General features: G+C 62.4%; 14 protein-coding genes. 2 read left to right on the forward strand and 12 right to left on the reverse strand.

Annotated elements, in window-relative coordinates; all coding sequences use genetic code 11:
* Positions 1-52: 52 nt before the first annotated feature.
* From gtfA to bacA, 9 genes are all read right to left on the reverse strand, one after another.
* Positions 53-1492 carry a sucrose phosphorylase gene (gene gtfA, locus CDO35_RS16535; protein ID WP_099525779.1) on the reverse strand — a complete coding sequence of 480 codons (1440 nt, stop codon included), beginning with the start codon at positions 1490-1492 and terminating at the stop codon, positions 53-55.
* Between the two features lie 82 nt (positions 1493-1574).
* Complete coding sequence (locus CDO35_RS16540) at positions 1575-4286, reverse strand: DEAD/DEAH box helicase (RefSeq protein WP_243699101.1); 2712 nt, start codon at positions 4284-4286, stop codon at positions 1575-1577.
* A complete protein-coding gene (locus tag CDO35_RS16545) occupies positions 4286-4975 on the reverse strand; it encodes a phospholipase D-like domain-containing protein (protein WP_099525781.1) in 690 nt (229 codons plus the stop codon). The genes CDO35_RS16540 and CDO35_RS16545 overlap by 1 nt, the downstream gene beginning before the upstream one ends.
* Before the next feature lie 12 nt (positions 4976-4987).
* Positions 4988-5536 carry a rhomboid family intramembrane serine protease gene (locus tag CDO35_RS16550; protein WP_099525782.1) on the reverse strand — a complete coding sequence of 183 codons (549 nt, stop codon included), beginning with the start codon at positions 5534-5536 and terminating at the stop codon, positions 4988-4990.
* Positions 5533-10773, reverse strand: coding sequence for a DNA repair ATPase (locus CDO35_RS16555; protein ID WP_099525783.1), 5241 nt, complete (start codon positions 10771-10773; stop codon positions 5533-5535). Before CDO35_RS16555 ends, CDO35_RS16550 begins: the two co-directional genes overlap by 4 nt.
* Before the next feature lie 200 nt (positions 10774-10973).
* Positions 10974-13010: a flotillin family protein gene (locus tag CDO35_RS16560; RefSeq protein ID WP_099525784.1), complete on the reverse strand. Its 2037-nt coding sequence runs from the start codon at positions 13008-13010 to the stop codon at positions 10974-10976.
* A gap of 84 nt (positions 13011-13094) precedes the next feature.
* Positions 13095-13736 carry an OB-fold-containig protein gene (locus CDO35_RS16565; protein ID WP_099525785.1) on the reverse strand — a complete coding sequence of 214 codons (642 nt, stop codon included), beginning with the start codon at positions 13734-13736 and terminating at the stop codon, positions 13095-13097.
* Between the two features lie 68 nt (positions 13737-13804).
* Entirely contained in the window at positions 13805-14500 is a 696-nt protein-coding gene (locus tag CDO35_RS16570) for a PspA/IM30 family protein (RefSeq protein WP_099525786.1), read from the reverse strand.
* A gap of 14 nt (positions 14501-14514) precedes the next feature.
* Positions 14515-15135, reverse strand: a complete 621-nt coding sequence (gene bacA, locus CDO35_RS16575; RefSeq protein WP_099525787.1) for a biofilm formation regulator BacA — start codon at positions 15133-15135, stop codon at positions 14515-14517.
* 286 nt (positions 15136-15421) lie between these two features.
* On the opposite strand from bacA, the gene CDO35_RS16580 reads away from it, so the two are divergent.
* Positions 15422-15673 (forward strand): hypothetical protein, encoded by a 252-nt coding sequence (locus CDO35_RS16580; protein ID WP_099525788.1) that lies wholly within the window; start codon positions 15422-15424, stop codon positions 15671-15673.
* A 58-nt stretch (positions 15674-15731) separates the two neighbouring features.
* Here CDO35_RS16580 and thrC read toward each other — a convergent pair whose 3' ends face one another.
* The 3 genes from thrC to CDO35_RS16595 all read right to left on the reverse strand — a co-directional run bounded on the left by thrC (position 15732) and on the right by CDO35_RS16595 (position 19334).
* The gene (gene thrC / locus CDO35_RS16585) at positions 15732-17141 is read right to left on the reverse strand and encodes a threonine synthase (RefSeq protein ID WP_099525789.1); all 1410 of its coding nucleotides are present in this window, start codon (positions 17139-17141) and stop codon (positions 15732-15734) included.
* Positions 17142-17198: 57 nt separating this feature from the next.
* On the reverse strand, positions 17199-18503 hold the full coding sequence (locus tag CDO35_RS16590; protein WP_099525790.1) for a homoserine dehydrogenase: 1305 nt from the start codon (positions 18501-18503) through the stop codon (positions 17199-17201).
* Between the two features lie 102 nt (positions 18504-18605).
* Positions 18606-19334 carry a thioredoxin fold domain-containing protein gene (locus CDO35_RS16595; RefSeq protein WP_099525791.1) on the reverse strand — a complete coding sequence of 243 codons (729 nt, stop codon included), beginning with the start codon at positions 19332-19334 and terminating at the stop codon, positions 18606-18608.
* 313 nt (positions 19335-19647) lie between these two features.
* On the opposite strand from CDO35_RS16595, the gene CDO35_RS16600 reads away from it, so the two are divergent.
* The coding region (locus tag CDO35_RS16600; RefSeq protein WP_099525792.1) for an Ohr family peroxiredoxin at positions 19648-19949 on the forward strand (302 nt) is incomplete at its 3' end.

Raw genomic sequence — 19949 nt, forward strand, 5'->3', positions numbered from 1 at the left:
GGCTGGTCGAAAGAGCGCAAGTCTAACGCGAATGCATGGTCCCCGCCGACCTTCAACAGGTCATACGGCAGATACCCTGCTGCGCGTCGGTGTATTCGATAGTCGCCTGCAGACTGCTGAGGTCGAGGTGCAAACGGCAGTAATGCTCGCCATGCCGCCAGGCCAGCAGCAGTTGGTCGTCAGTCGAATAGTTCTGCTCGAAACGCCCCTCGAAAGCCGGATGCTGACAACGAAAGCGCATCAGCGCCAGCAGACGCTGCACCAGAGGTTGCTGCAAGGCCTGCTCGGCCTCTTCGAGGCTGTAGTAGTGACGATTGACGTCGCGCGCCTCGCCGGTCTGTTCGAGCAGGTCGAAGTCGTTGCAGCCTGCCAACAGGCCAACGTAGTAAACCTGCGGGATACCAGGCACGAAGAACTGGATGGCACGCGCGGCGATATAGGCCTCGTCGTTACGCATCAATGCTTCGTAGAAGGTGCAGGTCAGTTGGTAGATGGCCCCGACGCTGTGCACGTTGACTGCCGAGCGACGCATGATCGGGTCGGCACTGCGCGTCGAAACCTCATCGATCAGGTACTGGATCTGCGCCTCGGGCAGCATGCCTTCGACATCCGGGATGCAGATGCCGTCGTGGGTATCGAGCACGGTGATCTGATTACGCGGGCACATGCGCAACCAGTTTTTCAGATAGCGGCTGCTGCCACTGAGCAACGCGTGCAAGACCAACGGTGGCAGAGCGAAGCCGTAGGGGCGCATCTGCCGCCGGGAGATGGCGTACTGGTAGCTGATGTGGTCATGCACCTCCGGCAGCATCTCGGCCTCGTACTTGGCCCCGGTTTCGCGGAACCACTCGAGGATGCGGTACACGTTCGGCTCCACCAGAAAGCAGCTGGTGCCGATACGCTTGGTGGTGTAGCCGAAGGCATCCAGGCGAAACAGCTTGACCCCGCGCGCAGCGAGGAAGGCCATGTACTGCTCCATCAACTGGTAGGTTTTCGGCGAGTCGTAATTGAGGTCGATCTGTCGCTCGGTGAAGGTGCACCAGACCCGGCAGGTCTCGTCATTGGCCAGGCGCACCTCGCGAAACGGCTCCTTCTCCCGGCGAATATGGATCTTGGCCAGGTCGTCATGGGTGATTTCGCCAAACTGATCGACTTGAACGAAGAGATCCGCGTAGGGCGAGTCCTGGCCGTGTGCAACGAAATCGAGAAACTCCGGCGACTCGTCGGCGATGTGGCTGATCACCAGGTCGACGCACAGGTCGAAGCGGGCAGAGATGCGCTCGACATCCGCCCAGTCGCCGTAGCGCGGATCCACCTCCATATGGGTGAGCGGCGAGAATCCGCCGTCTGCATTGGACGGATACAGCGGCAGGATATGTACGCCGCCCAGCGCGTCGCCCAGATGCCGATCCAGAAATTGGTAGAGTTCCCCCAGGTTGCGCCCCAGGCGGTCGGGATAGGTGATCAGTTGAATAGCGTTGCGCAGCGCCATGAGCCCCCCGGTACATTTGATGGTCTGCCTAAGGCCTAGGCCACGATCGCCGCGCGCGTCAAGAAAGCCCGCGAATGAAGCGTCAAAGCCGTGCCAGTACCGCCTGCACTGCCTGCTCCGGCGCCTCGTGCCATAGACCATAGCTCAGTGGCAAGGTCTCCAGACCAGCGCGCGCCAGCACCAGGTAGCGCTCCAGTTCGAGAAAGCCTTCGCCCTCCCCCGGAAAGCCGATCAGGTCAATGGCCAGGCACTTGTCGCCGCGTCGACAGAACAGGTCCAGCACCTGTCCCGCCAGTGGGTAGTGGCTCCACACGCTGACGCCCTGCCCTTCGAGCGCCTGACACAAGTTCTGGCGGGTGTCCTCCACGGCTCCCGCCTGCCAACTGACACCAGGTTTCTGCAGGAATTCCAGGTAGCGGCGCAGCAGATGCATGGCGGACAGCTGTCGCTCGTCACCACTGAACAGCAGCACCTGGCGTTCACGGGCACGGGTTATGGCGACGTTGAACAGGTCGGCACGGTTCAGGTAGTTGGCCGCCTGGCTCGATTCGCGATCGATGGCGAAGCTGAGGATCATCAGGTCGCGCTCCTCGCCCTGAAAGCCATATGGCGTATCCACCAGCAGACGAAACTCGCGCAGTTGTTCCAGCGGCAGCGTTTCGCCGATGCGCAAACGGATGCGCTCGACCTGATCGCGAAACGGCGACAGCACACCGATGCTGGGTTTGAGCGGGCTGCCCTGGTACTCGGCCAGGTGCGCGGTGATCAGCTCCAGCACCCGCTCGACCTCCGCCTCATTGACACCGTTGCGCCCGCGCTGGCCGTCGATACGCAGCAGTTGCAGGCTGTCGCAGGCATCAAGGCCGGGCCGCTCCTTCATCACGCGCAAGCGCTGGTCGTAGAACAGCTCGTTGCTGAAGCGGATCAGCGCCGGACGGCTGCGAAAGTGTTCGTCGAGAAACACCACCGCCTCCTGGCTGGCCAGTTGCAATCCGACCAGATCCAGCACGCTGTTGTCGCGGTAGCTCCAGGCCTCTCGCTCCTCGGCCTGCAGGCCAGCGCGCTGCAGCAGTTGCGTTTCGCGTACGCGGGAAAGGAAGGAGATATGCCGCAGCTGACGCGCGTCGCCGGTGACCACGGCACGCTTGCAGCGCTGGAAAGCCGGCAGCGCCGAAGCGATATCACACTGGGTCGCCTCGTCCATCACCATCACGTCGAACAGTTCTGGACGCAGTGGCAACAGGCGGTGCAGCTCGTCCAGGGTCACCACCCAGATCGGAAAAGCGGCCAGTAGACGCGCAGGATCGATACCTTCGAACAGCGCCAGCTGGCGTTGCGAATTGCGCGCACGGATGGCCTGGTTGTAGCGCACGAACAGCGCGCGGTCGCTGACCAGCAGGCGCTTGAGATTCAGGGCGCGATGGCTATTGAGGTGCTCACGACTGAGAAGCTGGCGGCGCTGCTGGCAATCACGCAACTCATCCAGCAATGCCCAGGGGCGCACGCTGTTGCCGATACGTTTGCGCACCCAGGGCACCTGCAACCAGCGCTGCCAGAAAGCCAGGCTGCCACGTTCGGCACGCAGCAACAGGCGGCTCCAGCGCACGGCCTGCTCGCAGCGCTTACGAAAATCTGCCGACAGGCGCCGCTCGGCCTCGGTCAGCACTTCCAGCTCGCTGCGCTGACGCTCTTCGACCTGCTCCGACACCCACTCGAACTCCCCCTGCAGTAACCGCTCCAGGCGCTCGCGCAAGGCCTGGCGCAGGCTCTGTCCATCGCCTTCGAGCACGCCGTCGCGCAGGCCGAAATCCTCCCGCAACTTGTGCGCGATGACGCGCACAGCCTGGGCACTGCGGCTGACCAGCAACACGCTCTCACCCTGCAGATAACGATCCAGCGCCAGCGCCGCCAGGGTGTAGCTCTTGCCGGTACCGGGCGGGCCGGAAATCTGGCTCAGCGGGTGGCGCGCGGCATTGGCCAGCGCCTGGCACTGGGCAGCGCTGAGCTGCGCCGGCAGGCGCTGCGGCCTGCTGGTCGAGCCTGCCGTTTGCGCAGCAGGTGTTTCACCCAGTAGTTGCAACAAGGCGGGCGACAGCCGCTCGGCGTCCTGCAGCAGTTGCAACTCATGGGCGATGCCACGGCTACCGCTGCCGCGCGGCACCAGCGCGACGAAGGCGCCGGCCTGCAGCGACAAACTGCGACGCCGCAGGGCCTTGGCCAACACCTCATCGCTTACCAACTGCGGGAAACCAGCGGCCTCGCTGACCTCACGCACCTGTGTATTGCGCGCCACCCAGGCGAGCAACTGGCCCAGCGAGGCCGCATCCAGTGTGCCTGTCGGCAGTGGCAGTCCATCGAGGCTAGCGTTGCCGCTTTCATCGAACAGACGGCGCAGCAGACGCCAGTTGCCATGCACCTGCTGCGGGTCGATGGCGAGCAAGTGGCTCTGCCCATCCGTCGTCGGCTGCAGGCTCGCCTCGTAATAGAACAGCGGGCCGCAGATCGTCTGCGAACCACCGCTCTCCAGTTGCAGCCGTCCACAGATCGGCAGCACGCCGTAGACCAGTTGCAGCTCACGCTGATACAGCGCCTGCGCCTCGGCCAGGCCATGACCCAGCTCGGCCGACAACGGCAACAGCGGCACACCGCCACTGGCCAGCTCCTCGCGCCCCTCGAGCCAGGCCCAGCGGTTGGCAGGCAACTTGCCGAGGTTGTCCAGGTCCAGGTCGCGACTATCGGCCAGGTAGCAACTGCGATAGAAACCCAGCAGCTGGTGAGCGTGAGGATGGTTCATCAGTTACCTGCGTAACGGGCCCAGAGCGCTTCGAATTCACGACTGTAGGCTGCCACCAGTTGCGGGTGATCGATCACCAGCAGGTTTTCCTCGTTGCTGGTGGTGGCGCTGCGCGTCCAGTTGAAGCTGCCGTTGAGCAGCAGACGACCGTCGAACAGAGCGAACTTGTGGTGCATGTGAAAGGGCCCGGCATCGATGCGCAGGGGCACACCCTTGTCACGCAGCCACTGGATGTCGCTGCCGACATCGAACTGCTTTTCGTTGTCGCTGATCACTCGCACGGCGATACCGCGCTCATGACAGGCGAGCACCTCTTCGCTGAGCTGATCGTCGGAGATGGTGTAGACGCAGATTTCCACACTCTTGCGTGCCTGGCGGCACAGCTCGCGGATCTTGCGCCGGCAGCTCTCGCCCGGACTGAAGTGAGCGCTGGCATGTTCCACGCGCGGCGCGCTGCTAACACTGTCGAGGGTCTTGATCACCTGCTCCAGCCATTTCAGCGCCGGCTCGACGTTCTCCGGTGCACGCATCAGTTCACGAGCGAGCGCAAAAGCGCGGTTGCGCATGAAACGCACCTGATCGACGCTCAGTTCGCTGCCCAGTTGACGCAGTTCGTCGCGCTCCTCATTGCTCAGGCGCAGGTCGGCCAGGCTGTCGCGCAGTTGCTGATCGAGGCGATTGAAGTCCATGCAAAATCCCTTTTATCGATGATTACGACGGCTTAATGCAGCGTAGAGAACACCGCAAAAAGCCCCCGCCAGGTGGTATTCGAAGGAAACACCGGCACGCGGCAGCAGCCCGAAGAACCAGCCGCCGTAGAGGAAGAACACCAGCACGGCCAACAGCAGATCGAGCAAGCTGCGCTCGAACCAGGCGCGTGCCAGGAGCAGTCCCCAGAAGCCGAACAGCCAGCCACTGGCGCCGACATGCAGGCCGATACGACCGAACAACCAGACCAGCACGCCACTGCCTATGATGATAAAGGCGCTGGCGAAGAAGAAATCGCGGCGCGAGCGCAGCAGCACCAGGCTGCCGAGCACCAGCAGACCGCTGAGGTTGCTCAGTAGATGCGCCCAGCTGCCATGCAACCAGGGCGCGAGGAGAATGCCGGGCAGCGCCTCGATATGCCGAGGCAACAGTCCCCAGACATTCAGGGCGCCCCCGAGGGCGCCATTGACCAGTTGCACCAGCAGCATCGCGCCGCTGATCAACAACAGCGGACGCAGCTCGATCAGCCAGCCTCGCCTCACGGCGCCTCGTTATCCGAGGCGTCGCTGCGCTGCTCCTGGCCTAGCAGCGTGCCAAGGTCACGCAGTTGGGTGGAGATTTCCAGCATACGGTTGTGGGTGCGCAAATCGATGTCGATCTTCTTGTCCATCGCCTTGATCAGCGGCAGAAAGCTGTTTTCCAGGCTATCGGCCAGGTTCTCGAGCAATTTTTGCGTGCCCGGTTGCGGCGGCGCGATCACCTCCACCTGCGGGCGCAGTTTGCCGAGGCTATCCAGCCCGGCCAGCAATTGCTCCCAGGGGATACCCGGCGCTTCGCGGGCCGACGTCTTGCCCGCCCCCAGACCGCGCACGCTCTCGACCAGGTCGTGTAGCTGCGCCACCACGCGTCCTCCAACGTCCGTATCGCTGCCGCCCATGGCCTTGTTACGCAGGAAGTCACGCTTGATCTGCGTCCAGCGCTCAGCCTGCTCCGGCGTCATGTTGCCACGCAGCTCGGCGAGCTTGAGCAGGTTCTCTTCGGCGCCGGTGGTGAGCAGCTGCGACTCGCCCTGGTAGTGGTCGGCGATCAGTTGCAGCAACTCGGTATCGTTCATCACCGGGCTGATCTTCTCGGCCATCTTGTTCATGTTGCGGTAGCTGCCCTGCAACTTGAACGGCGGCTCGGTGCGGTAACTGTCGGCCTGTGCGGCGCTGACGATGTACTGCTGGTTGACCCGACCAACCACGTCGCGAATCTGCATCAGGCGCTGCAGGGTCGAGGTGATCTCGTTGATCTCGGCGGCGCTGTAGGTGTGGCTCAGCTCGTTGGCCGAGAACGGCTTGCCCTCGGCCTTGGCGACGAAGCGATAGACATCGGCCATGTCACGGGTAGCCAGCGGCGCCAGCACCGGGTTGGAAGTCAGCCCGTTCTCGATGTAGGACAGCGCAAAGGCTTCCTGCATGCCGCCCAGGGTGTCGCCGAGGTTGTAGATGTCGGCGCGGTTGGCGAGCATGTCGGGGATCTTGAACACATCGCCGGACTCGGTGTACGGGTTGCCGCTCATCACCACGCAGAACTTCTTGCCGCGCATGTCGTAGGTCTTGGTCTTGCCCTTCCACACGCCTTCGATACGGCGGGTGCCGTCGCACAGCGAGATGAATTTCTGCAGGAATTCCGGGTGGGTGTGCTGGATGTCGTCGACATAGAGCATCACATTGTTGCCCATCTCCAGCGCCAGGTTGAGCTTTTCCAGCTCCTGGCGCGAAGTGGCATCTGGCGCCTGCGCCGGGTCGATGGAGCGCACCTCGTGGCCAAGCGCCGGGCCGTTGATCTTCATGAAGATCAACCCCAGACGATGCGCCACGTACTCCATCAGCGTGGTCTTGCCGTAGCCGGGCGGCGAGATGAGCATCAGCAGGCCCATCAGGTCGGTGCGCTTGTTCTCGCCAGCGGTCCCCATCTGTTTGGCCAGGTTGTCGCCGATAAAGCCCAGGTATACGTCGTTGATCAGCTTGTTGCGCACGAACGACGACAGCGGCCGCGGCTTGAACTCGCTCAGGCGCAGGGCCTGACGCTCGCGGTTGATCACTTCCTGGCGCAGCGCCTGGTAACGCTGCAATTGCGGCACGAAGTGGCCACGGTGCTGCTCGAGGCGGGCGAAGTAGTCGTCGATGGCCAGCATCAGGGCGCCATCCTGCAAACGCGGATGATCGCCGAGCAGTCCACTGACAGTGAAGCGCAGGTCGACCTCGGTGAAGCGCCGCGGGAACTCGTCGTCCAGCAGGCTGATGGCCACGGCTTCGGGAATGTATTCGGCCAGCTCGGCCAGCGCTTCATCCTGCGCACACAGGCCATCGATCCAGGTCTGCGCCAGCGACCAGCGCTGCACCGGGCGGCCACGCAGGTTGTTCAGCGCCTCGCGGTAGTCGTCCCAGACATGGCTGGCTTGCATGCGCTGCTGCAGGCTATCGAGCAGTTGCCGGGCGTACTTGCTGAAGGTGAACTCGATGGACTTGGCCGCCAGCTCCTCGACCAGGTAGGCGGCAGCTGCCTGGCGCTGCGCGCTGTCCACGGCCAACGGGTGCTGAGCGAGGAAGCGTTGCATCGCTGCCGCGATCTCCTCCTGCAAGCGCAGTACGCCATCCTCACTGCCGAACATCTGCCGCAGGTGCAGGCTGCTGCGTGCGCGCTCGGGCCATAGTTCGGCCTCGATGTCCTGCCCCCAGCGGTTCCAGAACAGCGCGGCGAAACCCCGCGCTGCCGGCGCGTAGCGCAGCAGTCCGGCGCTTTCGCGCAGTGGCAGCAGCTGGATCAGGATCAGCGCGGCATCGTGGTCGTGGATGCCTTTCTCGTAGGCGTCCTTGTAACGTGGCGCGGCGAAGTCGCGGATCAGCCGGGTCAGGTCGTCCGGCTGCGCCAGGTGAGTCTTGAGCAAGTCCAGGGTCAGGCCTTCACGCCCGCCCAGAGCCGCGTCCAGCACCAGCCCCGCCAGGTATTCAGCGCGGTACAGCGCGGAGGACTCGGACTCCAGCGAGACCTGCCAGTAATCGCGCAGGCCTTCCAGCGTCTCGTCGCGCAGCGGTTCTAAGAAATCGGTACCGGTGAGGTGCAGATACAGTGCATCGCCGCGCGGCATCAGGGTCAGGTCGAGTTCCTGAGTGTTGACGCTGAAGCGGTGACGCGGGCCGAGCTTGATGACGTTGCCGCCCTCTTCGAACAACTCGCTCTTGTCGCGCAGGGCACGTACCGCCTGGTCGCGTGCGGCCTTCAGACGCGCTTCGACATCGTCAGCCTTGACGCTGTCCTTGAGCTCACGCAGGCGCTCGGCCATCTCGCGCAGCTTGAGAATCAGCGGGTCGGCGGCAAAGAAGGCGTTGAGCTCGTCCATCTGGGTCAGGCGTGCGGTGCGCCGGACGAGGCTGTCGAGGATACGCTGGGCGGCATCGAGCACGCCCTGGGCGCGGCGCTGACGCTCGTCGAGCAGGCTCTGCTTGTGTGCCTCGAAGGTTTCCAGCAGTTCTTCGCGCTTGCCGAGGATATCGCTGAGGAACTGCTCCTGATCACCGAACTGGCTTTCCAGCTCTTCCAGTTGCACCAGCAGACGCGACAGCTGTTCGTCGCACTTCTCCGGGTCCTGGGCCAGCGCCAGGGCGTTGGTGATGCCCTGGCCGAACAGTTTGAACTGGGCGCCGAACTGCGCCACCGTCTCGGCCGAGCCCAGTCCCTTGCGCCGTTGCTCGGCACGCGCCTTGGCCTGGTTGAGCCGGGCGTAGACCTCGGAAATCGATTCGACGATGGCGGTACGCTGGGTAGCGTCATCGATCTTCAGCGACGCCATCAGGCTCGACAGCATGTCGAGGTTGCCGGCCATCTCCTGCATCTCGACCAGTGGTTCATTGAGCTGGGTGACGGTATCGGCCTTCTGCGCCAGGCCGTCCAGCTCACCGAGGCGCTGCACATAGGGTTGCAGCGCCGCATCGCTGGCGAGGAAGGTCGAAGTAGCGCCGGCCACGCGCTCCTGCGCTTCGAGCAGTTCGGTTTCCATGGCATCGATACGCGCCACGTCGATATAGCGGTAATCGCGGATGGTCAGCAACTGGCCGCGCTGCGCGGTGATGGTATTGAGCGCCTCGACGAAATGCTGCACCTCGTCCCAGCTGTCGACCAGCAGGCCGGAGAGCAGGCTCTTCTGCCGCGACTCGGCCTCGGCCATGGCCCGACTGGACTGCTGGCGAATGCTCTCGACCTTCTCGAACTCATCCAATACCAGCTCGGAAGTAGAAGCCACTTCGCGCAGTAGCGGCGCCAGCTCGGCGCACTGGGCGTCGCCCAGCCAATGGTAGATATCGAACAGCCGGCGAGTGTTCTGGCACAGCTGGGTGTAACGCGCCACCGACACTTCGCGGCTGTCGATCTCGCGACTGAGGTTGAGCAGATCGGACACACCACGCACCAGTTCGGCATTGCCGATGCGCCCGAAGAAACCGCTGCGCGCCGGCTGGCGAGCGGCGTAGTCCTCGCTCTCGAACGGCGTCTGCCAGATCTGCATCGGATGGATGCGGGTCGGCTCGCTGCCCTCGGCGGAGAAGATCACCATGCGCCCGTCTTCCAGGCGTGCGTAGCCGTGGCCGAAGATCGGGTTGTGCAGCTGGCGATTGATCATGTTGTAGGTGAACAGCGCCGCGCGACCTTCTTCCGGGTGATAGAAGATGTACTGCACGTCTTCGCCGTTGGGCGAGCGCACCGAGCGCTTGAAGCGCATGCCGACCATCGACTGCTCGAAGGTCTTGTGCTCGCCGTTCTGCAGGTAATAACCACCGGGGAAGATGATGCCGTGGTCTTCCGGCAACTGCACGCAGGCCAGGCCGATGGCGTCGATGCGCTCGACCTGATTGGTCAGGCTGTTGAATACCAGGTAGCGCCACTGTTCCTCGCGGTACGGCAGGATCTTCAGCAGGATCAGGCTGCCCAGGCGGGCGTATTCGATCTGCGCGTCATCCAGCGACTGGGTCTTGTCGACCACGGCTTCGCGGTAGATACCCTGGCCGTCCTGGGTATTGTTCTCGACCTTGATGGTCAGATCGCCGCCGACGGTCTCGACGAATACGCTGTCGAGGATGTTCACGTGCGGATGGCGGCCCATGACCACCATCTCGCGGGTGGTCTTCTGCCACTCGAAATCGAACGGCGCCGGCAACGCAATATCGCGCTCGCCGCGGTTGTCGATATAGCGGACGTCCTTGCCGTCGGTGGAGATCGACCAGCGGAACACGCGGATGTCGGTGATTCGCTCACCGATCTGGAAACTCGCCAGCAGCTTGCCGTCACGGATGGCCAGCTGCAGCAGACGGGTGTTCTTGTAGTAGGTGTACAGCTCGTTGAAATCGGCGACGAAACTGGCCTGAGCCAGGAAGCTGCCCTCCAGCGGCACCGATTCGGCATCGAAGCCGTCAGGGGTTTCCACCAGGCGGTAGAGGGAGAACACGTCGGCGACGCTGGTTTCCTTCTTCAGCCCCAGGAACACGTTGTAGCCGAACAGCAGGCATTCACCGACCTGGACGATATCGCGGGCGATGCAGTTGTTCTCGGTGCGGATACGCACCCGACCGATAGCCTCCATGGCGCTGCTGCCGAACTCGGCCAGACGCTGACCATTGAGCGTCTCGGTCAAACTGCGCAGGCGCTGACCCTGCTCCTGCAGGCGCCGCTGCAGCACCTCGTAGGCACCGCCTTCGGCGACAGCCTTGTCCAATACGTCCTGTGTTTGTGCGTCCGACATCGTGTTCTTCCTGGATATTCGGCATCGAGCACCCTCGCCCGATCAGCAGGGCAAGGGTCTGGAAAATGCGTGGGAGGTTCGCGGCTAAAGCCCCTCCCACAAGGCTCGGCATGCTGTGGCCGGTAGGGTGGACAACGCTCTTTTTGTCCGCCGCTCGTGTCGCCAGTGGTGGGCTGAAGCCCACCCTACAGGCAACGCGCTCAGGCCTGATCAGGCCCTGCGCTTGGCGCGGCCACCGGCGCTGCCTTGCCGGCCAGCAAGCGCGACAGCACGTCCTGCACCACCGGGCTCTTGCCCACCACACCTTCGATGGCCTTGCCCACCGACAACGACTTGGCGAACGAGTTGAAGAAGTCGCCTTCGCCGCCGACGATCTCGATCTTCGCCTTGGCCAGCGCGGTAGCCAGCACCTCGGCCTGATCCTTGGCGATGTCCTTGTTCGCAGCGATGGCGGCCATGGCCTCCTCGAAGCTCTTCTCCAGTTGCATGCGGAACTCTTCGTGCTGGCGGGCGTTGTCGCTGAGCGAATCCAGCGCGCCGAACTTCTTGCCCAGACCTTCCGCTTCGGCGTTCAGACGCTCCAGCAGTACCTGCGCTTCGGCCATACCCAGATCCTGGGTCGCCTTGGCCTTGGCGGTGCCGAGCTGCTCTTCGCCGCGCGCCTGGGCGCCGAGTTTCTCTTCCAGCACCTTGGCGTCGGCCAGGCCGTCTTTTTCCTTGGCAGCTGCTTGCGCTTCGGTGACACGCGCCTGCGCCAGCCCCTTCTCCTGCTCGCCCTTGGCTTCGGCGATCAGGCGCTCAGCCTGCACGCGAGCCTCAGCCAGACCTTCCTTCTCCTTGGCCGCGGCGGTGACTTCACGCACACGCGCATCGGCCAGGCCAGGTGCGGCGCGCTCGGCTTCGATACCTTCGGCCAGTTTCTTCTTGGCTTCGGCGCTCTTGGCGGCTGCTTCCAGTTCGGCCTGGGCCAGGTTGTTGATTTCCACCGCCTTGTGCTTGGAACGGGTTTCGTCGGCTTCGGCCTGCTTGACCTGGCGCACCAGTTCCTGCTCGGCTTCGGCCTGGGCGTTGAGCACGGTGACCTGCTTCAGGCGCTCGGCCTCGGACACTTCACGCACTTCCTTGATGCGCTCTTCTTCCTGAGCCACGGTCTTCTCGACCGCGACACGCTCGCGCACCACGGCGGCGATGTTCTTGCGCTCTTCTTCCAGCGCCTTTTCCTTCTCGATGCGCTGCAACTCGACCTCGCGCTCGCGGGAGACCACTTCCAGGTCCTTGGCGCGAGTAACCTTTTCCACCTCGATGACCACGGCACGCTGGCGGTTCTGCTGGGCCACTTCCACTTCGCGCTGGTGGTTCTCGGCGCGAATGTCCAGCTCCTGCTGGGTCTGGATGCGGGCCTGCTCGGCCTTCAGGCGCTCTTCCTCACGCACCTTGAGGGTTTCTGCTTCCTCACGGGCACGGATGGTCTCGATCTCGCGCTTCTGCCGCGCTTCGGCATCGGCCTGCTGACGCTCCAGCGACAGGGTCGCTTCGCGGGTTTCGACGTTCTTCTTCTTGATCGCCAGCTCTTCGTTGCGCTCCAGTTCGTTGGTGATGACGTTCTGCGCAGCGGTCAGCTCAGTGATCTTGCGGATACCTTCGGCATCGAGAATGTTGCTCGGATCCAGCGAGTGCTTGGCCGTCTGCTCCAGGTAATCGATAGCCACGTCTTCGAGCACGTAACCGTTCAGATCGTTGCCAATCACTTCGACGATGCGATCACGGAAGTCCTGGCGATTTTCGAACAGCTGGACGAAATCGAACTGCTTGCCGACGGTCTTCAGCGCTTCGGAGAACTTGGCGTTGAACAGTTCGTTGACCGCCGCACGGTCGGAAGCACGCTCCACGCCGATGGCCTTGGCCACCTTGAGCACGTCTTCCTGGGTTTCGTTGACGCGCAGGTAGAAGGCTACGGTGATGTCGGCGCGCATGTTGTCGCGGCAGATCAGGCCATCCTTCGCGCGGCGATCGACTTCCAGGGTGATCAGGGAGATCTTCATGAACTCCTTGAGGTGGATCACCGGGTACACCAAGGAGCCGGTGAAGTGCACCTTGGGCGTCGAGCTCATGTCGTTGACGATCAGCGCGGTGCCCTGCGGAACCTTGATGTAAAAGGCCTTGAACAAGGCGATCAGGGCAATGATGAAGAGGACGACCAGCCCTGCCCCGACGATGAAGGGAATGACGTTTTCCATTACAGCTCTACTCCTTTGCTAGTTGTGCAGGCAGGTTAGGCAACGCCCCACTCTGCCAGCCCTCTGTTACGTACGAATGGTCGGCTAGACGCCGCGAAACTCTTCTTCGGTGATGATGCGATAGGCGTGTTCGGCCGCCAGGTACTCGAGCAGCACGACGCGGTCGCCGCGCTTGAAACCCTGTGCCTCGTCGGCACGTACCCGCAGGATCAAACCAGCACCGCCATCCTCCAGCACCGCCTCACCATGAGTGGCAGTAACACGGCCGCTGCGCACCACGGCCACCTGGCCCAATACCGATTTGCTGCTGACCGCCTCGATTTTGTGAAACAGCGGCCGTAGCGGCCGGCAGATTGCCGCGCACAGGGGGGCAGCCAGCACCAAGGCGCCAGCGATGATCACCAGCCCTAGCGGATAACGCAGGATGCCCAACGGCAGGTGCCGCAGCAGCCATAGCTCGATGAAGTAGCAGGCGAACCAGGCAAAGAAGAACAGCAGCGTCAGCACCAGAGTGACCGGCACACCGTCGAGCTTGAGCTTGTAGAGCAGGCCGGCGAGGCCTTCGGTCTGGCCGCTGCCTTCCATCATCGAATCGGCCTCGACGTCGAGCAAATCGACCTCGAGCAGACCGGCGGCGACGACCAACCAGTAGATGACCGCCACGCACAGCAGGAAGCTGTAGATGGCGGTGGGGAATGACAGAGATGTCTGCAGGAAGAGTTCCATGGCTTTCCTTTTCCCGAATCCATACGGCAGGTGCGATGGTTCGCACCTGCCGGTTCATGCGCCTCTGATCAGGCCTTGGACTTGTCCTTCAGCCTGGCCAGCACGCTGTCGGCGCTGGCGTTGTCGGCCTTGATGCCGGCAGCACGCAGTTTGGCTTCCAGCGAATCGTCCGGCGCGCTGGTGGCAGCCAGTTCAGCCGAAGCCTCCATCTTCGCCGCACGCTCGGCCTGCTTCTGCTTGATGCGCTCGAGCGACTCGACCGCCGTCTGCAGCTTGGCTTGCGAGCCGCCGTAGCGCTGGGCCACAGCCATTTGCGCCTTCTGCACGCTTTCGGTGGCCTTGACCGTATCCACCTGCTGCTTGAGGCGCTTGATGTTGCCTTCAGCCTGGGTCACGGCCTTGCGCAGCTGGGCTACACTGGCGGCGAAGCCTTCAGCCTGCTCACGCTCACTGGCCTGTTCGATTTCCAGGTTGGCGATCTTCTCGGCGACTTCCTTGGCCAGGGTCTCGTTGCCCGCGTCCAGTGCCTTCAGCGCGTACTGTTCGTACTCGGCGATGCTCGCCGCGCTCTTGTTTACCTTGTCGCTGGCCAGCTTCTGCTTGGCCATGATCTCGGCCAGCGCTTCCTTGGACTTGCGCAGCTCGACATCGGCGTCACGGATTTCCTGATCGAGGATACGCAGGGCCTGACTATCGACCACCGCCTCACCCACTTCATTGGCGCCGCCACGCAGCGCCGTCAGCAATTTGCTCCAGACATTCATCGTCTTATCTCCTCTCAGGCGCTGGTCTTGAGGAAGCCTTCATAGGCTTCGGTGGCCTTGATCACGTTGTCCGCCAGCAACTCGATTTCGAACACCACATCGGACAAGGTCGAGGACGAGCTCAACGCACCGAACATGGTGTAGCAATCGCGCCCGTCGACCATTTTCTCCAGGCCGATGGACGACAGCGGGAACAGCTTGTGGGTACGCAGTACTTCTTCGTTGAAGGTCACCGAATCCTTGACGTCCGCCGCCGGCCAGAGCAGCGCCTCGACGATGATCTGCTCACCGAATACAGCGATGAACAACGGCAGGTCGCCGTACTCACGCATGGTGATGTGCAGGCTGGCATCGGCACCTTGAATCAGCTCGATACTGGCCTGAGCGCTTTGGAACAGTTCCGTTGCCGCCAGCGCTTCATGCAGCGCCTGGGCGGTCCAAACTTGAGGCATGCTCATACCCTCCTCCTTCTCCATCGAAGCCAGCAGTGACTGTGGCTGGCGCAGTTTGCGCTCGAACGCGACCAACAACGGCGCATGCTCGGGCAATATCCAGACTTCCTTCTTGATCAACCCCTGCTCACGCAGACGCTGACGATAAAGACGCTGGTAATGGGCTGATGATTTGTTGTCCATGAGACGCAGACTAGACTCTTACATGTGAACATGTAAAGAACTCACATGTGATAAATGTGATGCCGTTCGTCAGACGAGCGCGCAGGCGTCATCCTCGGCGCAAGGCAACCGAAAAGCGGACTGGAATGGGAAGAAGAGAGGCAGGCACCTGGGCTCATCCATGATTCGGCTAAAACGCATCCATTCGCGAAGTGTCGAATTAAACCTCAGGTACCTTCGTTGCGCACGCAAAAAAGCGCTAACCGGGTCTCAGTTATGACCGCCAACCCGAGAGACAGACAGTGCCATGAATGAACTCCCACCCGCAGTACGCCAGCTCGTGCATGCAGGCCAACGTCAGGCCGCCATCGACCTGCTGAGCGAATACCTGGCCAACGATCAGCAGGAAGCCGAACGTCGCATCGATCAATACCTGGAAGACGATCCACCCGTGCATCTGCGCGGCGCCGGCGTCGTGCGAGCCAGCCGTCTGAACGCACTGATCTGGCTGATCCTGATCATTCTGATGGCGCTGCTGGCACTGATTTTCGCCCTTTGAGCCAGCCACAAACGAAACCGGCGCCACAAGGGCGCCGGTTTCATCGAAGCAGAACACCTCAGAGCGGTTTGCCGCGATTACCGTGAGCCGCGACGAACTGCTGCACGGTCTTCAGGTCGTTAGCCAGCACCGTGCAGCGCTCCTCGCGCTGGAACAGATCGGTCAGGTGCGCCGGCAACGCCGGAACAGCGTCGATACCGGCCTTTTCCACCGCCTCGGGGAATTTGACCGGATGCGCGGTACCCAGCACCACCATCGGCGTCGCCAGGCTGCGACGGCACTCACGTGCGGCGCGCACACCGATGGCGGTGTGAGGATCGAGCAGCTCGCCGCATTCCTTGTAAACCTCGGTGATGGTTTCGCAGGTCTGCTCGTCATCCACCGCCAGCGAATCGAACAGCTTGCGCGCTTCGGTCCAGCGATCTTCGTCGACACTGAAACCGCCGCCCTGCTTGAAGCTGTCCATCAGGCTGGCGATGGCGGCACCATTACGGCCGTGCAGGTCGAACAGCAGGCGCTCGAAGTTGGACGAGACCATGATGTCCATCGACGGCGACAAGGTCGCGTGCAGGGTTTCCTTGACGTACTGATTACCGCTCATGAAGCGGTGCAGGATGTCGTTGCGGTTGGTGGCGACGATCAGCTGACTGACCGGCAGGCCCATGTTGCGCGCCAGGTAGCCAGCGAAGATGTCGCCGAAGTTGCCGGTCGGCACCGAGAAGGCGATGGAGCGCGCCGGGCCGCCGAGCTGCAGCGCCGCATGGAAGTAGTAAACGATCTGGGCCATGATCCGCGCCCAGTTGATCGAGTTGACCGCTACCAGGCGCGTGCCCTTGAGGAAGCCCTGATCAGCGAAGCTGGCCTTGACCATCTCCTGGCAGTCGTCGAAGTTGCCTTCGATGGCGATGTTGTGGATGTTCTCACCCAAAATGGTGGTCATCTGCCGGCGCTGCACCTCGGACACACGGTTGTGCGGGTGCATGATGAAGATGTCGACGTTGTCGCAGGCCTTGCAGCCTTCGATGGCCGCCGAGCCGGTGTCGCCGGAAGTAGCGCCCATGATCACCACGCGCTCGCCGCGCTTGGCCAATACGTGATCGAGCAGGCGGCCGAGCAGTTGCAGGGCGAAATCCTTGAACGCCAGGGTCGGACCATGGAACAGCTCCAGCACCCACTCGTTACCGTTGAGCTGGCGCAGCGGCGCGACGGCGTTGTGCTCGAATACACCGTAGGTTTCTTCGAGGATCTTCTTGAAATCGGCATCGGCGATGGAGCCGGCAACGAACGGGCGCATAACTCGGAAGGCCAGTTCGTGGTACGGCAGACCAGCCCAGGAAGCGATTTCCTCAACGGTGAAACGCGGCAGATTCTCCGGCACGTAGAGGCCGCCATCACTGGCCAGGCCAGCCAGCAGCACGTCTTCGAAATTCAGGGCCGGCGCCTGGCCGCGGGTACTGATATAGCGCATGGGATAAACCTTCGTTCGGCTGCATCCGCAGGCCTGCGCCTGCGGATGGACACGGGATTAGTTGAGCTGTTCGACGCGCAGACGCATGACCGGCGAGGTCACGCCATCCAGCGCTTCCATGGCGGCGATGGCCTCGATGATACGCGCCTCGACCACGCGGTGGGTCACGAGGATCATCGGCACCAGGCCGTCCTGCTCTTCGACCTCCTTCTGCATGATCGACTCGATGTTGATACCGCGCTCCGACAGGATGCTCGCCACCTGAGCCAGCACGCCCGGATGATCCTTGGCCTGGATGCGCAGGTAGTAGGCGCTCTCGCACTCGGCAATAGGCAGGATCGGGTGATCGGACAGCGAGTCCGGCTGGAACGCCAGGTGCGGCACACGATTGGTCGGATCGGTGGTCAACGCACGCACCACGTCCACCAGATCGGCCACCACTGCCGAAGCAGTCGGCTCCATGCCAGCACCAGCACCGTAGTACAGGGTGCTGCCAACCGCATCGCCATTGACCATTACCGCGTTCATCACGCCGTTGACGTTGGCGATCAAGCGGTCGGCCGGAATCAGCGTCGGGTGCACGCGCAGCTCGATGCCGACCTCGGTGCGACGAGCGACGCCCAGGTGCTTGATGCGATAGCCCAACGCCTCGGCATAATTCACGTCAGCCGTGGTCAGCTTGGTGATGCCTTCGGTGTAGGCCTTGTCGAACTGCAGCGGGATGCCAAAGGCGATGGAAGCCAGGATGGTCAGCTTGTGCGCGGCATCGATACCTTCGACGTCGAAGGTCGGATCGGCTTCGGCATAACCCAGCGCCTGCGCTTCCTTGAGCACGTCCTCGAAGGCACGGCCCTTCTCACGCATCTCGGTGAGGATGAAGTTGCCGGTACCGTTGATGATGCCGGCCAGCCAGTTGATGCGGTTGGCCGACAGGCCTTCGCGGATCGCCTTGATCACCGGAATACCGCCAGCCACGGCAGCTTCGAAGGCGACGATAACGCCCTTCTCACGTGCCTTGGCGAAGATCTCGTTACCGTGCACCGCGATCAGCGCCTTGTTGGCGGTGACCACGTGTTTGCCATTCTCGATGGCCTTGAGCACCAGCTCCTTGGCCAGGGTGTAGCCGCCGATCAGCTCGATGACGATATCGATCTCGGGGTTGTTGACCAGCTCGAACACATCGCTGGTCATGGTAATGCCGGTGGTGTCGTACTGAGGCTTGGGCGAGCGAATGGCGATCTGGGCAATCTCGATGCCGCGACCGGCGCGCCGAGTAATCTCCTCGGCATTGCGCTTGAGTACATTCAACGTACCGCCACCGACGGTGCCCAACCCACAGATGCCTACTTTGACCGGCTTCACACTCAATTCCCCATCAGCACTGCACGAAACGGCCGGAGCATGCCCCGGCCGAAGATAAAGAGCCGCACCTTACGAAGCGGCTGTTTGTTAGTCAATCCGCACTCAGTCGTTTGACTCCAAAGCTATTTTGGCCAATTGCGGCGCCGGCTGGTAACCCGGAATCATCTTGCCGTTGGCCAGGACGATGGCCGGCGTGCCGTTGACCCCAATCATCTGACCAAGCTGATATTGCTTGGCCACTGGGTTATCGCAAGTAGCATCAGCAACGCTCTGGCGAGTCTTGGCGCGATTCATCGCATCCTGCTGATCCTTGGCGCACCAGACGCTGACCAGCTCCTTGGCCGCCGGGCTGTTCAGGCCCTGGCGCGGGAAAGCCACATAACGCACTTCGACGCCCAGGCGATTGAGCTCCGGCACCTCGCTGTGCAGCTTCTGGCAGTAACCGCAGTCGGTATCGGTGAAGACGGTGATATGGGTCTTCGGCGCCTTGGGCGCAAACACCACCATCTCCTTGGCCGGAATGGCGTTGATCTGCTGTGCCACCGCACGGCTTTCTTCGATCTCGGTCAGGTTCACAGCCTTGCCGTCCTTGACCTGGAACAGATAGCCCTGGATCAGGAACTGACCATCGGCACTGGTGTAGAGCTGACGCCCTCCCTCCAGTTGAACCTGATAGATACCGGTCATCGGGCTCTCGGCAATGGCCTCGATAGGCAGGTTGGCGTCGAGCGATTTGAGCGACTGACGAATGACCTGATCGGGGTCGGCAGCCAGAGCGACGCTACTGCCCAGCGCGAGCGCCAGAGCAAGGGAAATACGGGTCAGGGACATGAACACTCCTGTCGAAAGACGGACCGGTGAAAATCGCCACAGCCTACCACAGATGGCGCCCCAGGCAGCTGATCAGGTGCACACAGCGCACCGACCTGCCGGCGAAACACTCAATATCCGCGACGAGCGCCAGAGCAAACATCGACCCGCGCCGCGCTTATGCCAATAAGCGCAAGGTGGTATAGCTAAATTTTCCATACACTTATCTTGCACGCAAATGTTTTGCGCAATATAGTTCGCCCCATGGAAACGGTTAGCGCACAAAATGTTAGCAAGCCAATCCATCCCTAATTCACCGACAAGGATCAATGCCATGACTATCGAAAACGTTCTCTACCGTGCAACCGCTGAAGCCTTTGGTGGCCGTGAAGGCCGCGCTGTGTCCTCCGACGGCATCCTCGACATCGCCCTGACCACCCCTAAAGAACTCGGCGGCGCCGGCGGTAACGGCACCAACCCGGAGCAACTGTTCGCTGCCGGCTATTCCGCCTGCTTCCTCGGCGCCCTGAAATTCGTCGCCGCCCGCGACAAGCTGAGCATCCCGGCTGACACCTTCATCGAAGGCACCGTCGGCATCGGCGCCATCCCCACCGGCTTCGGCATCGAAGTGGAACT

The sequence above is a fragment of the Pseudomonas sediminis genome (assembly GCF_002741105.1).
Lineage (GTDB): Bacteria > Pseudomonadota > Gammaproteobacteria > Pseudomonadales > Pseudomonadaceae > Aquipseudomonas > Aquipseudomonas sediminis.

Bases quoted from the DNA above. Each gene is read 5' to 3' on its own strand.
- gtfA (WP_099525779.1), bottom strand. From the start codon at position 1,492: ATGGCGCTGCGCAACGCTATTCAACTGATCACCTATCCCGACCGCCTG.
- CDO35_RS16540 (WP_243699101.1), bottom strand. From the start codon at position 4,286: ATGAACCATCCTCACGCTCACCAGCTGCTGGGTTTCTATCGCAGTTGC.
- CDO35_RS16545 (WP_099525781.1), bottom strand. From the start codon at position 4,975: ATGGACTTCAATCGCCTCGATCAGCAACTGCGCGACAGCCTGGCCGAC.
- CDO35_RS16555 (WP_099525783.1), bottom strand. From the start codon at position 10,773: ATGTCGGACGCACAAACACAGGACGTATTGGACAAGGCTGTCGCCGAA.
- CDO35_RS16560 (WP_099525784.1), bottom strand. From the start codon at position 13,010: ATGGAAAACGTCATTCCCTTCATCGTCGGGGCAGGGCTGGTCGTCCTC.
- CDO35_RS16565 (WP_099525785.1), bottom strand. From the start codon at position 13,736: ATGGAACTCTTCCTGCAGACATCTCTGTCATTCCCCACCGCCATCTAC.
- CDO35_RS16570 (WP_099525786.1), bottom strand. From the start codon at position 14,500: ATGAATGTCTGGAGCAAATTGCTGACGGCGCTGCGTGGCGGCGCCAAT.
- bacA (WP_099525787.1), bottom strand. From the start codon at position 15,135: ATGGACAACAAATCATCAGCCCATTACCAGCGTCTTTATCGTCAGCGT.
- CDO35_RS16580 (WP_099525788.1), top strand. From the start codon at position 15,422: ATGAATGAACTCCCACCCGCAGTACGCCAGCTCGTGCATGCAGGCCAA.
- thrC (WP_099525789.1), bottom strand. From the start codon at position 17,141: ATGCGCTATATCAGTACCCGCGGCCAGGCGCCGGCCCTGAATTTCGAA.
- CDO35_RS16595 (WP_099525791.1), bottom strand. From the start codon at position 19,334: ATGTCCCTGACCCGTATTTCCCTTGCTCTGGCGCTCGCGCTGGGCAGT.